The organism is Dysgonomonas sp. PF1-14, from assembly GCF_029892965.1.
Classification (GTDB): Bacteria; Bacteroidota; Bacteroidia; order Bacteroidales; family Dysgonomonadaceae; genus Dysgonomonas.
Map to the genome: position 1 here is coordinate 41,951 of NZ_JARXWN010000011.1, position 12,584 is coordinate 54,534.

The window sequence follows — 12,584 nt, forward strand, 5'->3', positions numbered from 1 at the left end:
TCTGATGCACCCACAGACAGAAGAATTAAGGAAAATATATAATCCGGACGGATCGGAATTGAGATCACTGCAATTGAAAATGCTTGAGATACTCAAAACGGTGACGGCTATCTGCGACAAGTATGGGCTTCCCTACTGGCTTAGTGGTGGTACGCTTCTGGGTGCAGTGGTGCATGACGGATTTATCCCCTGGGACGATGACATAGATATAGAAATGCTACGCTCAGACTACAAGAAGCTGTTGAAAATACTACCGGAGGAATTACCTGCACACCTGTATCTGCAAACACCCAAGAATAAGCATTACACTCTTCTTTTCTCGAAGGTCAGGGATCGCAATTCTATCGTATATATGAAAGACGAAGATACATCGCGGTACGAAGTGAAAGGGTTTTATATAGATATCGCCCCTGTAGAAAGAAGCTATATGTGGATGAAGAAGGCATTAGATAATCTCTATGGCAGGGCATTCAGAAGAATAAAAAGAGGTCAGCCATTCCATTCCGGTCGTTATTTTTTCGAGTATGGCACCTCACTTGTTCTATACCCTGTCAGTATCGTTTTAGTTGCCTTAGCTAGAGCCGTTTGTGCCATTACAAAACCCGATTCGCTGGTGTATAGCTATGGCATAAATGCCCGCCATGCGCAAAAGACGGCAGACATACTACCTGTAAACCATATCAAATTTGAAGGAATGGAATTCTCTGCACCACACAATCCGCACAACTATCTGTATTCACAATATAAATGTGATTATACAATAATACCTCCCGAAAGCGGACGCCCTCAGCATTTTCTTAAAGTAGAATATCTCTGACTACTGTGCCAGACTGGTAAACAACTGAGATTCTTTAGCCTTAGCCTTATCTACCGATTCTTTATTCTTAGGGTCTATACCGTATTTTGCCGGATTAGGGAGTACAAGTTTAGTTCCCAACGGTACATTGTTCGGATTCTTTATCGCATTCTTATTGTCTTCGTAGATATATACCCAGAACGACTTGTGGCCATAATGTTCCAACGCGATATTGCGTAACGTATGTCCCGGACTTATTGTTACCGTAGTCAGTGGTGCAGTCGTACTTGTTGATGACGCAGGAGGTGCCGACGTTTTTTCCTGCTGCGGTACAGGCTGAGTCGTTTCAGCTTTTGGTGTTGCCACCTGTGGCTTCTGCTGCACAGGTTTAGCTGCTGTTGACGAATCTGTTCTCTGCGCTGTTGACGACAAACTATCTGCAATGATGGTATTATTATCCTGAGGCTTATTATTATCGGCTACTACAGCCTTAGGGCTTTTTCCGTCAGGGCCGGTGGTAAGAAATCGTGCAATCTCCTGAAAATACAATGCTCCTACGGCAAAACCGGCAATGATAAGGAATATAAAAAAGCCCAGAGAAATATATTTTCGGCGATTTGACTTTTTCCGTTTCCTTTCCAACAACTCCTCTTCTGTCTCTTCCTCGTGTTCGGTAACGACCAGCACAATGTTTTCTTTATCAACATTTTTCAGCAGGGCTTCTTCCTCTATCTTATTAATGATGCCTTGCGGAACATTGTGTTCGTTTATTGTCTCTTCCTGTTTTTGGGGATCGGCTGTCTCTTCCTCCTTATCCTGTTCCTGTAATTCCTCTGTATTATGAGCAGTAAGGATTTGTTCTTCTGCCGGAGCAACTATACTTTCTTTTTCGGTAGAGTTGTCTTCTTTGGCAGATTCGGCTTCTGTTATCTCTATCTCTTCTTCTCTCAGTACCTCTTCTACAGCTTGCCCTATCAGTATTTCATCACCGGCAAACGATTCTGCTTCGTCTGCATCATCCTCCGCCTCTACAGCATTTGTTTCAGCACTTAGCTCTATATTATCAAAAGAAACACCCTCTTCGAGTACCACGCTTTCGAAGTGTGCGAACGGGCGGTTAATAGCTTCTTTAAGTGACTTGTCAGGGGTAAAGCTGAGCTTATAATGTGCAGCTATCTCGATAGCTTCACCTGTATTTACATCTACGCTTTTACGCGCATTGACTTTCACAAGCTTAAACGTACCGAAATCCTTTATCTTTACCGATTCGTTTTGCTCTATTGTTTCCGAGACTATCGTAAACAATTCCCGAAGGAAGGTTTCGGCATCCTTTTTTGTCAGATCCTGTTTCTTTGCCAGAAGATCAATTAAATCCTGAAGACTAAGCCGCTCATTCATTTACTTCCAGTTTTTTAAGGTTATCTTTTATTGTCTGTCCGGGACGGAACGCCAGAGAAATTTTTGGAGGAACCAGAAACCGCTGTTTCGAAACAGGGTTTACGGATATGCGTTCACCTTTTTTCTTTGTTTCAAACAAGCCGAATCCCTGTATATTTACAGAGTTACTCTCTTCCAGATTGTTATTGATAATGGAAACGGCAGATTCCAGAACTTCAGAAGTCTGCTTCTGAGTCCATCCCATGCGTTTCGCCAGTGCTGCTATCAATTCCTGATTTGTCATAGGAAGTATATTAAGGTTAAATTACTTCTGCATATAAGTCGAATGGTTGTGCTCCTATTACTTTTGCTTCGTAAAACTCCCCAATATTAAGCATTTTATTTTTCTTTATCAATACTTCGGGGTCAACTTCGGGCGAATCATACTCCGTACGCCCTATATAATAGTCGGGTTCTTCCCTGTCTACAATCACTCTGAAAGTCTGTCCTATCTTTTGTTCGTTGATCTCAAGCGCTATTCTTTCCTGCAATGCCATCAGTACATCCATACGCTCCTGCTTCACTGTATCGGCTATCTCATCCCTGTAGTGGGCGTAGGCATACGTACCGTCTTCGTGTGAATAAGGGAAAGCCCCCATCCGTTCGAAACGGACTTCTTTCACAAATTGCAGCAATTCCTCAAAATCTTTATGTGTTTCGCCGGGATGCCCTACCATAAGTGTTGTACGCAGATGAATACCGGGAACTTCTTCCCTGATGCGCTTTATTAAATCGAGTGTCTGTTCTTTAGATATATTGCGTCGCATTTTTTTCAGCATATTATCGCTGACATGTTGCAATGCTATATCGAGGTACTTGCACACATTATCATTTTCGCGCATTACCCTTAGCAAATCGTATGGAAAGTTTGCAGGATATGCGTAATGCAGGCGGATCCATTCCACACCTTCTATTTTCGCAATACGTTCTATCAGTTGGGGTAATCTGGCTTCTTTGTAATTATCGAGTCCGTAAAAAGACAGATCCTGTGCTATTACCTGAAACTCTTTTACACCGGAGGCAACAAGTCCTCTCACTTCTTCTTCCACTTCCTCTATCGAACGCGACTGGTGTTTACCTGTCATGATAGGAATGGAACAATACGAACATGTACGGTTGCAGCCCTCCGATATTTTCAGGTAAGCATAGTGCTGTGGGGTAGTAATGCTACGCTCGAGCGCCATATCCTGATGGTAAGATTTACCCAGATCGGAGATCAGTGCCTTCCAGCCGAATTTTCCGTAAAAATTATCGACTTCGGGTATTTCTGTCCGCAGCTCATCCATATACCTTTCGGTAAGACAACCCATTACAAAGAGCTTATTCAGCTTACGTTCTTTTTTAGCTTCGGCAAATTCGAGTATCATATTGATAGACTCTTCTTTGGCATCACCTATAAAGCCACATGTATTGATCACTACTATTTCGCCCTCCGACACTACGGGGTCGTGCTTTACGGTGTAGCCGTTCGCCAAAAGCTGTTTCATTAACAACTCGGAGTCTACAAGATTTTTAGAACAACCGAGTGTTATTACATCTATTCTGTTTTTTTTCATTACTTATTCTCCAAACAGGCTGTTATATTCTTCTTAATAATCAGTCAGCCGGTTTTCAACATCCATACTTTCATGCAATATCCTTACCACTTCCACGATCCCGTCTTTGGATTTTTTATAAAAGATCAAATGTGATTTTACCTTAGAACTTCTATAACCTTCCTTGATATATCCGGAATCACGTCCTGCGGAAAAAATTAGCGAAAGATATTCAATTTCGTCCATTATTAACCTATAGTATCTGTCAGCTTGTTCTACAGACCAGTTTTCAAAAGTGTAAAGCCAGATGTGTTCGATATCCTTAAGCGCCTCTTTGCTTATTTTATAAGATGGCATTATTTCAGGTATTTTGTATGGATATCTGTCAAATACCTATTTCTGTCAAAATCTTTTACAAACCCACTTTTTTCACCTTTCTTAAGCTCGTTTACAATGGCTTTTTCTTTGCTTTCTTCCTGTTCAAAGCGTCTTAGTGCCGCCCTGACAACTTCGCTAACAGAACTATACTTTCCTGATGCGATTTGCTCTTTGATGAAATTCTCAAAATATTCACCTAGCAGAATGGATGTATTTCGTGCCATAGTTTTTTTATCAAAAATACCATTTTCTGGTACATTTTCAAATTATTTCAGAGATTTTATTCTCCAAACAGGCTGTCGACAAACTCTTTGCGTCTGAAAACCTGAAGGTCATCTATACCTTCTCCTAAACCTATATATTTCACCGGTATCTTGAACTGATCGGATATACCGATCACAACACCGCCTTTTGCCGTTCCGTCCAGTTTGGTTATAGCTAGCGCCGTAACGTCAGTAGCTGCCGTAAACTGAGTTGCCTGCTCAAATGCATTCTGTCCGGTAGAACCGTCAAGTACGAGCAACACCTCCTGTGGTGCTCCGGGAACGATTTTATCCATTACTTTCTTTATCTTAGACAGCTCGTTCATCAATCCCACTTTATTATGAAGGCGGCCTGCCGTATCTATAATCACCACATCGGCTCCGTTTGATTTTGCCGAACTCAATGTATCGAAAGCCACCGATGCGGGGTCTGATCCCATTGCCTGTTTTATAACAGGAACACCTACACGCTCACCCCATATCACCAGCTGTTCTACTGCCGCAGCACGGAAAGTATCGGCAGCTCCCAGATAGACAGACTTACCTGCTTTCTTAAACTGGTTGGCTAGTTTTCCTATTGTAGTGGTCTTTCCTACTCCGTTTACTCCGACAACCATAATCACATATGGCTTCGAATCTTGGGGCAGGGTAAAATCTTCTGTGTCGATTGTATTATTCTCGGTAAGCAGATTTGCGATTTCTTCGCGCAGAATGGAATTTAATTCATCTGTACCTACATATTTATCTTTTGCTGCACGCTTCTCGATGCGCTCTATAATCTTCAGTGTAGTATTCACCCCTACATCAGAAGTTATAAGCACTTCTTCCAGATCGTCCAACACATCGTCGTCTACCTTCGACTTCCCTGCAACGGCACGCGACAGTTTAGAAAACATTGATTCTTTGGTCTTTTCCAGTCCTTTGTCAAGTGTTTCCTTTTTTTGTTTCGAAAAGAAATCAAACAATCCCATAAATGTCCTTATATTTCAAATATGCTACTAATACTTGTAACCATCAAAGATAGTGAATTTCAGACTATACATATCAAATAATGAAGCAAAAAAAGCATTTCTGTAAAGTGAAGTATGCTTTAATCTTTTATCGGTTCAACTGATAGTATCAACAAGGTAAATCTTCTGGTTTTCTTCTTTAAGACACAAAAGCCCCTCTGTTCGGAGACAGAGAGGCTTTTGTATTTCTTTATTTTGTGATTATTTGCTGAAATAATCTTTTACTGATTCGTTTGGAACCATTTCTTCTTTAAATGTATAAGCACCTGTCTTAGGCGACTTCTCCATTTTTATTACTTTTGCATAGTTACGACCGTCTTTCGATGAAGCATCGCGATAACCGGCCACTGCTTTCTTTGCCATGGTCTATATATTTTTACTTAATTTCTTTATGAACAGTCATTTTTCTAAGAACCGGATTGTATTTTTTCAATTCGAGTCTTTCTGTCGTATTCTTTCTGTTTTTTGTAGTGATGTAGCGCGATGTGCCTGGCATACCGCTTTCTTTGTGCTCTGTGCACTCAAGTATCACTTGGATTCTGTTTCCTTTTGCTTTCTTTGCCATCGTGTAGGTCCTCCTTTATTATGCGTTCAAATACCCGTCTGTAGCAGCTTTTTTCAAAGCAGCATCCAAACCAATTTTGTTAATTGTGCGAAGACCGGCAGCTGAAATATTAAGGCTGATCCAACAATCTTCTTCTACCCAGTAGAATTTTTTTCTGAAAAGATTGACATTAAATTTTCTCTTAGTCTTTCTGTTCGAGTGAGAAACATTATTGCCAACCATAGCTTTTTTTCCTGTAATTTGACAAATCTTGGACATCGCTATCGTAATTTTTTATGTTTATTTTATTCTTTAATCGTGTGCAAAATCGGGTTGCAAATTTAGTGATATTTTTCAAACTTACAAATATTTATAACGTTAAAGTTCTCACTATTGAATAAATAATTTCGGAGGCCTCACGTATAGTACATCCGGAATAATGATTAAATTTGCACCTTGATATGAACAACAAACGCATACTTATCACCGGAGCCAGTGGATTTATAGGGAGTTCTCTTATAGAGAAAGCACTGAAAAAAGGATATGACACATGGGCAGGTATTCGCAAAAGCAGCAGCCGCGAATATTTGCAGGATGAGCGTATTCGCTTTATCGACCTCGACTTCGGCGATAAGGCTAAGCTGGAGGAGCAGCTACGCGAATTTGTGTCAGAGCATGGCAAGTTCGACTACATCGTACACAATGCGGGTGTTACCAAATGTCTGAATGCCGAAGACTTTGATAGGGTAAATTTTGGATACACAGCCAACTTTATAGATGCTCTACAGGCTGTGAATGCCGTACCGGAGAAGTTCATATTGATGAGCAGCCTGAGCGCCATAGGCGTGGGGGATGAAGTGAATTACGCCCCGCTAAAGCTGAATGATACACCTAATCCGAATACTGCATATGGGAAGAGTAAATTAAAAGCAGAACAGTATCTGCAAGCGACAAACGATTTCCCTTATATAATATTGCGTCCGACAGGGGTGTATGGGCCACGCGAAAAAGATTACTTCCTGATGGTGAAGACCGTAAAGTCGGGATTGGATGTCGGCGCAGGTTTCAAACCTCAGCACCTCACCTTTATATATGTAAGGGATCTGGTGGACGCCGTATATCTGGGATTGGAAAGTGATGTTCGCGACAAGGCATATTTTGTGGCCGACGGAGATGTGTATACCGATAAGGAATATACCCGGTTGGTGAAAGAGGTAATCGGCAAAAAACATGTACTCAGTCTGAAAGTGCCTTTATGGCTACTCAAAGGCATTTCTGTAATAGCGGAAGAAGTATCCAAGCTAACGAAGAAGCCATCTACTCTGAACAGGGATAAGTATAAAATAATGAAACAGCGCAACTGGGAATGCGACATTACACCATTGGTTAACGATCTCGGATTTTCGCCTAAGTACAATCTTAGAAGAGGGCTGGAAGAATCGGTGCAATGGTATAAAGAAAATAACTGGCTGTAATCAAACATCATCCTTTTACTTACATTAAATAAAGAATACAAATGCGTATCAATAAATACATCAGCGATAGCGGCTACTGTTCGCGCCGCGAAGCAGACAAACTCATCGAAGAGGGTGCTGTAACTATAAACGGCAGAAAGGCCAGAGTCGGTAGTCAGGTATTGGCAGGGCAAGAGGTGAAAATATACGGGGAAGTAGTGTCCGGCACCAGCAAGACAGTTTTTATTGCCTACAATAAACCTCTGGGCATTGTAACCACGACTGACGCAGACGATCCCGGTAATATCATTCGCGCCATAGGGCACGAAGAACGGATATTTCCCGTAGGGCGTCTCGATAAGGATTCTATAGGCCTGATAATACTCACCAATGACGGAGATATTGTAAACAAAATGCTGCGTGTCAACAATGACCATGACAAAGAGTATGCTGTAACTGTTGATAGATTGGTAAATGAGGATTTCATCAAAAAAATGGAGAATGGTGTGCCGATATTAGGTGTGGTTACCCGCAAATGTGAAGTAAAAAAGACCGGGACACATTCTTTTAACATTGTACTACGACAAGGACTCAACAGACAAATACGGCGTATGTGCGACCATCTTGGCTATAAGGTGCTCAGGCTCGAACGCATACGGGTAATGCACATCAAACTGGGAAACATCAAACTGGGGAAATGGCGCAATCTTACATCGGAAGAAGTGGAAACACTGTACCAAAAAACAGCTTCGTCTGTAAAAACGGAGGAAGCTTCGAAAAAGAAATCAAGACCAAAGCCTCAATCGCCGGGTGCAAAAACGCCGACATCGAAAAACAGACCTGCTAATAGTAATTTTAGCAAGAGGGAGGTGAATAAGTCTACCGGAAATGATAACCGCAGAATTGGCAAAACGAACCCTCAAAAAGAAAAGGCAAATGCGCCATCGCGCAGACGGTCGCAGAGGTAATAACGTAAATGAGATTAGCATATTTTAACAGATTTTTGTCTATAAAATCAGGCTTTTTTGCCAACTCTGATTTATGCGATTACAACTAAAACCATCAAATAGTCAACTCGACCTTACAAAACAGCCAAAAATGTGATTATCAAGAGATAAAACCTACTTTTTGTCATTAAAAAAAGCTAAGTAGTTAGACAAATAAGAATATTTTTGCTACCTTTGTACTGCCTTTTGGAAATCATGTTTTATAACATAAATATTTACAGATATTTACTTCCATGTAAGGTGTTTAATTAGGATGGATATACTCGAATTTTTTAACTATAAAAATTAAAACAAAATGATTAAAGTAGGTATTAACGGTTTTGGACGTATTGGTCGTCTGGTATTCCGTGCTGCACAAGGCAGAAAAGACATTCAAGTTGTAGGTATTAATGACCTTATCGACGTTGAATACATGGCTTATATGCTGAAATATGATACCGTTCATGGCAAATTTGACGGAACAGTTGAAGTAAAAGACGGTAAATTGGTTGTTAACGGAAACGCTATCCGCGTAACTTCTGAAAAAAATCCTGCTGACCTAAAATGGAACGAAATAGGCGCTGAATATATCGTTGAGTCTACAGGTCTTTTCCTTGAAAAACCTAAAGCTCAGGGACACATCGATGCTGGTGCAAAATATGTAGTAATGTCTGGTCCTTCAAAAGACGACACTCGTATGTTCGTATGCGGTGTAAACCACAATGAATACAAAAAAGGTGAGCAATTCGTTTCTAACGCATCTTGTACTACAAACTGTCTTGCTCCTATCGCTAAAGTACTGAACGATAAATTCGGTATCCTTGAAGCGTTGATGACTACAGTACACGCTACTACTGCTACTCAGAAAACAGTAGACGGACCTTCAGCTAAAGACTGGAGAGGCGGACGTGCTGCTGCCGGTAACATCATCCCTTCTTCTACAGGTGCTGCTAAGGCTGTAGGTAAAGTTATCCCTGAACTGAACGGAAAACTTACAGGTATGTCAATGCGTGTTCCTACTCTTGACGTTTCTGTTGTTGACCTTACAGCTCGTCTTGCTAAAGAAACTTCTTACGAAGAAATCTGTAAAGCAATGAAAGAAGCTTCAGAAGGTGAATTGAAAGGTGTACTTGGATATACTGAAGATGCAGTTGTTTCTTCTGACTTCATCGGCGATCCTCGCACTTCTATCTTCGATGCTAAAGCTGGTATCCAACTTAGCCCGACATTCGTAAAAGTTGTTAGCTGGTATGACAACGAGTGGGGATTCTCTACTAAAATGCTTGAACTGATCGCTCACATGGCTAAAGTTAACGCATAATCTCAGGATATTTACAATATCTATATAGAAAAGAGCTGTCGTATGGCAGCTCTTTTTTTGTTTTGGTAAAGGAGTTGGTTCTCTTTTTATTAATACGATCTCTCAAAGATTACTTGCGAAAATTAGAATAACGGGTAGCCTTACATACTAGTGTCTAAAAACAGATGCGAATTACAATAAAGATCCGTATTACATAGGCGACACCATATATGAGGGAACTCTTATTTTTCCCTTTTTCAGTTTGATGCCGAAATTATATAGCAGGTCTTCTTCCATCAAGTTGTCGTATAGATAATGAAAGCTCCAATCGTGCAACTGGGTGTCTTGACCTCCGTAATAAAAAAATGTCTTTTTTACATCGCTCAGCAGGTTCGCTACCTGCCTAATGGTAATATTGTCGGCATCTATCCGATCCGATCCGATGATATATCCCTGCGAGTTTTCGGCTCCCCAACTTATCTGCTCGTCGTTCCAAAGCCTTTTGGCGTCAGCGACTTCCACTATTGTGCCTTCGATAGTTTTGGATTGCGAGCGTATATCGAGCCTCAATGCTCCGGATATCCGTTCCAGTATTTTATTTTTATCTGTTGCCATTTCGTTTTCGCTGCAAGTCATGGCAACTTCATAATCGTTCATATTCTGCAAGCTCACTTGCCACGATGAGCAATCTGTCATATATTCGATCAGTTCTGAGATACGTCCTGTGAAATTAAAAATGCCGTTTTCGCTATATATCGATTTCGAGACTCCGGGTTTCCGGCTGATATTGAATCCTACATTTTTAGCTTTGTAATTTGTTGTGTTATTTGCCACACGATCTGCCATAGAGGTAAATAAATCGTCCCATTCCTTTTTGCCTTTCGACTTTAGCCGCGATGCATGTTTTTCTATCAGTTCAATGGTTATACCCGACGGATGTCCACTGTACAGGACTTCTCCGGTGGTGGTTAAAAGTACTGAATAAGGTCTTCTTTCCACATTAAACAAGCTTATCATACTATTAGGGGGATAGTCTCTGATGACGGTCAACCTGATCGGTTTCTTTTGTAAAAAAGTGCTTATTACATCTTCTTTTTCGTCCGATACCGAAACTATAAACACATCGTTGGGTTTTGTTTCCTGAATTATCTCTAACTGTTTGGTAGCCGGCACACAAGGTCCGCACCAAGTAGCCCAAAAATCAATTACCAGAAGCTTCTGGTTTGTGAAGGTGGTTATCTGATTTTTAGAGATCACCTTGTCTATAAGGAAAGGGGGCTGGCTCATCGACGATAGCGAAAGCATAAGACCGGCTATTGTCAAAATATATTTTAGGTTCATACTGTTCATAGCTTTTATGGTAATTTCGTTGCAAGATATAAAACTTACTGCCTGCCTCTATCTTTATTTTAATTTTTTAGCTTTTTGGAAGGATTTGGTATGTGGTGTTTTTTTCTATAAAACAAAAAATCACCCCTCTGTAGGGAGGGATGATTCTTTTGTTTATACAGCATTCCGCTTATTGGATAATTCTAAATTCGGTTCTTCTGTTTTGCTGATGTTGGTCTTCTGTACAATCAACACCGTTTCCACATTTGTTTTTAAGTCTTGTTTCGCCATATCCTTTAGCTACAAGTCTGTTGCGTGAAATACCATGATCTACCAGATAGTTTACAACCGATTGAGCTCTTTGTTGCGACAATGCAAGGTTGTAATCGTCATTTCCGCGCGAGTCGGTATGCGACATGATTTCTATTCTTAATCCTGGTTTGTCTTTCATTAGTTTCAGAAGGTGCTCGTCGATAATTCTTTCCGATTCAGGAGTCAGACGTGCGCTATTCAGTTCGTAGTAAATAGGTAAGATATTAGCTGTTCCTACTAAGTTACAATCAACTTCTTCCCAAGTAGTGATTCCACCTTTTTTCACTAACTCTCTCTTAGTAACAGTTTTTGTAACAGCTGGTACAACTGTTTCACTTACTCCTGCCGGTTTATCAACAACTGTTTTCTTAATTATTTTGTACTCAGCCGGAATTTCAATTTCTTCTACTCTTGCAGGTGTTTTAATTACCTGTTTTGTATAAGTAGCATTCTTTCCGGGGATAACTGTTTTGCTTGTAGATGCAGCAGCGTTCAGTACTGAAATAGGATAAGTTTCGTTAACTTCGGGATATTCCACATAACATGCTACCATACAATCTTCACTATTAGCTGAAGGGCAGTCTGCCAATTGAGTGTATTCCCAACGACCCGATTTAGGTTGCACCTGTATAGTTTTGCTTGAATTGCCGAATGAAGCAGGTTGTACAGTAAGTTTAGTTTCTTCGGCTTTACTTTCGTAAGTTACCGATACTGTTTCATAAACAGCCGGGTGGAGCACGTATTTCTTCGATGCTTCCTTAACCAATACTCTTTCTTCGATAGTTTTGTAAGTAGCAGGTGTTGTCTTGAGTACTTTATACTCAGGTTTTACTACGATAACCTCAGTTATGTCTCTATACTCATCAGGTGTGATACACTTTACATAACATTTTCCAGGTTGAGCTGTTGTGGGCAACTCTTGTGCTACCGATACCACCGACAATAGCAAGGCTGGCGCAGCCAACATCATTACGAGCTTTAAACGTTTCATGCAAAAAAAAATTAAGTTAAATTAATGGATTCAATAGTTTCTTAAAGTTTCAAAGTACCTACTTCCTCATTGTCTTGAATATTTGGAAGGGTGTCTTCTGTGTAAATTTTAGACAAAGTAACTGCATAAATGTTATAAAATACTATTGTTTTAATAAAATTAAGTATTATCAGGCAATCTTATATATGGTATTTTATGATAATCGTTGCTTAATAATCACATTTTCAGTAAAATTATAAATTCGGATAT

Annotated in this window: 15 protein-coding genes; 4 read left to right on the top strand and 11 right to left on the bottom strand. The window is 40.4% G+C overall.

What is annotated here, in order from left to right; genetic code table 11:
- Positions 1-4: 4 nt before the first annotated feature.
- Positions 5-817 (top strand): LicD family protein, encoded by an 813-nt coding sequence (locus tag M2448_RS13475; protein WP_280646503.1) that lies wholly within the window; start codon positions 5-7, stop codon positions 815-817.
- On the opposite strand, the gene M2448_RS13480 is transcribed toward M2448_RS13475, so the two are convergent.
- From M2448_RS13480 to rpmB, 9 genes are all read right to left on the bottom strand, one after another.
- Positions 818-2,194 carry an HU family DNA-binding protein gene (locus M2448_RS13480; protein WP_280646504.1) on the bottom strand — a complete coding sequence of 459 codons (1,377 nt, stop codon included), beginning with the start codon at positions 2,192-2,194 and terminating at the stop codon, positions 818-820.
- Entirely contained in the window at positions 2,187-2,477 is a 291-nt protein-coding gene (locus M2448_RS13485; RefSeq protein WP_280646505.1) for an HU family DNA-binding protein, read from the bottom strand. The genes M2448_RS13480 and M2448_RS13485 overlap by 8 nt, the downstream gene beginning before the upstream one ends.
- A 16-nt stretch (positions 2,478-2,493) precedes the next feature.
- Positions 2,494-3,789, bottom strand: coding sequence for a 30S ribosomal protein S12 methylthiotransferase RimO (gene rimO / locus M2448_RS13490; protein WP_280646506.1), 1,296 nt, complete (start codon positions 3,787-3,789; stop codon positions 2,494-2,496).
- A gap of 33 nt (positions 3,790-3,822) precedes the next feature.
- Positions 3,823-4,125, bottom strand: coding sequence for a type II toxin-antitoxin system RelE/ParE family toxin (locus tag M2448_RS13495; protein ID WP_280646507.1), 303 nt, complete (start codon positions 4,123-4,125; stop codon positions 3,823-3,825).
- Positions 4,125-4,370, bottom strand: a complete 246-nt coding sequence (locus M2448_RS13500; RefSeq protein ID WP_280646508.1) for a type II toxin-antitoxin system ParD family antitoxin — start codon at positions 4,368-4,370, stop codon at positions 4,125-4,127. Before M2448_RS13500 ends, M2448_RS13495 begins: the two co-directional genes overlap by 1 nt.
- 56 nt (positions 4,371-4,426) lie before the next feature.
- Complete coding sequence (gene ftsY / locus M2448_RS13505) at positions 4,427-5,380, bottom strand: signal recognition particle-docking protein FtsY (RefSeq protein ID WP_280646509.1); 954 nt, start codon at positions 5,378-5,380, stop codon at positions 4,427-4,429.
- Positions 5,381-5,620: 240 nt separating this feature from the next.
- Positions 5,621-5,782, bottom strand: coding sequence for a DUF4295 domain-containing protein (locus tag M2448_RS13510; RefSeq protein ID WP_280646510.1), 162 nt, complete (start codon positions 5,780-5,782; stop codon positions 5,621-5,623).
- A gap of 13 nt (positions 5,783-5,795) precedes the next feature.
- Entirely contained in the window at positions 5,796-5,984 is a 189-nt protein-coding gene (rpmG, locus tag M2448_RS13515; protein WP_101689590.1) for a 50S ribosomal protein L33, read from the bottom strand.
- Positions 5,985-6,002: 18 nt separating this feature from the next.
- On the bottom strand, positions 6,003-6,242 hold the full coding sequence (gene rpmB / locus M2448_RS13520; RefSeq protein ID WP_280646511.1) for a 50S ribosomal protein L28: 240 nt from the start codon (positions 6,240-6,242) through the stop codon (positions 6,003-6,005).
- A gap of 182 nt (positions 6,243-6,424) precedes the next feature.
- On the opposite strand from rpmB, the gene M2448_RS13525 reads away from it, so the two are divergent.
- The 3 genes from M2448_RS13525 to gap all read left to right on the top strand — a co-directional run bounded on the left by M2448_RS13525 (position 6,425) and on the right by gap (position 9,724).
- Positions 6,425-7,438: an NAD(P)-dependent oxidoreductase gene (locus M2448_RS13525; protein WP_280646512.1), complete on the top strand. Its 1,014-nt coding sequence runs from the start codon at positions 6,425-6,427 to the stop codon at positions 7,436-7,438.
- Between the two features lie 41 nt (positions 7,439-7,479).
- On the top strand, positions 7,480-8,385 hold the full coding sequence (gene rluF, locus M2448_RS13530) for a 23S rRNA pseudouridine(2604) synthase RluF (protein WP_280646513.1): 906 nt from the start codon (positions 7,480-7,482) through the stop codon (positions 8,383-8,385).
- 334 nt (positions 8,386-8,719) lie between these two features.
- A complete protein-coding gene (gene gap, locus M2448_RS13535) occupies positions 8,720-9,724 on the top strand; it encodes a type I glyceraldehyde-3-phosphate dehydrogenase (RefSeq protein ID WP_280646514.1) in 1,005 nt (334 codons plus the stop codon).
- Positions 9,725-9,913: 189 nt separating this feature from the next.
- Here gap and M2448_RS13540 read toward each other — a convergent pair whose 3' ends face one another.
- Both M2448_RS13540 and M2448_RS13545 read right to left on the bottom strand, forming a co-directional pair.
- Entirely contained in the window at positions 9,914-11,044 is a 1,131-nt protein-coding gene (locus tag M2448_RS13540; RefSeq protein WP_280646515.1) for a TlpA disulfide reductase family protein, read from the bottom strand.
- A 178-nt stretch (positions 11,045-11,222) separates the two neighbouring features.
- Complete coding sequence (locus tag M2448_RS13545; RefSeq protein WP_280646516.1) at positions 11,223-12,335, bottom strand: OmpA family protein; 1,113 nt, start codon at positions 12,333-12,335, stop codon at positions 11,223-11,225.
- Positions 12,336-12,584: the final 249 nt, after the last annotated feature.

Coding starts and splice junctions, on each gene's coding strand:
- M2448_RS13475 (WP_280646503.1), top strand. CDS start 5: ATGCACCCACAGACAGAAGAATTAAGGAAAATATATAATCCGGACGGA.
- M2448_RS13545 (WP_280646516.1), bottom strand. CDS start 12,335: ATGAAACGTTTAAAGCTCGTAATGATGTTGGCTGCGCCAGCCTTGCTA.
- M2448_RS13480 (WP_280646504.1), bottom strand. CDS start 2,194: ATGAATGAGCGGCTTAGTCTTCAGGATTTAATTGATCTTCTGGCAAAG.
- M2448_RS13495 (WP_280646507.1), bottom strand. CDS start 4,125: ATGCCATCTTATAAAATAAGCAAAGAGGCGCTTAAGGATATCGAACAC.
- ftsY (WP_280646509.1), bottom strand. CDS start 5,380: ATGGGATTGTTTGATTTCTTTTCGAAACAAAAAAAGGAAACACTTGAC.
- M2448_RS13525 (WP_280646512.1), top strand. CDS start 6,425: ATGAACAACAAACGCATACTTATCACCGGAGCCAGTGGATTTATAGGG.
- rpmB (WP_280646511.1), bottom strand. CDS start 6,242: ATGTCCAAGATTTGTCAAATTACAGGAAAAAAAGCTATGGTTGGCAAT.
- M2448_RS13510 (WP_280646510.1), bottom strand. CDS start 5,782: ATGGCAAAGAAAGCAGTGGCCGGTTATCGCGATGCTTCATCGAAAGAC.
- rimO (WP_280646506.1), bottom strand. CDS start 3,789: ATGAAAAAAAACAGAATAGATGTAATAACACTCGGTTGTTCTAAAAAT.
- M2448_RS13540 (WP_280646515.1), bottom strand. CDS start 11,044: ATGAACCTAAAATATATTTTGACAATAGCCGGTCTTATGCTTTCGCTA.
- M2448_RS13485 (WP_280646505.1), bottom strand. CDS start 2,477: ATGACAAATCAGGAATTGATAGCAGCACTGGCGAAACGCATGGGATGG.
- M2448_RS13500 (WP_280646508.1), bottom strand. CDS start 4,370: ATGGCACGAAATACATCCATTCTGCTAGGTGAATATTTTGAGAATTTC.
- rluF (WP_280646513.1), top strand. CDS start 7,480: ATGCGTATCAATAAATACATCAGCGATAGCGGCTACTGTTCGCGCCGC.
- rpmG (WP_101689590.1), bottom strand. CDS start 5,984: ATGGCAAAGAAAGCAAAAGGAAACAGAATCCAAGTGATACTTGAGTGC.
- gap (WP_280646514.1), top strand. CDS start 8,720: ATGATTAAAGTAGGTATTAACGGTTTTGGACGTATTGGTCGTCTGGTA.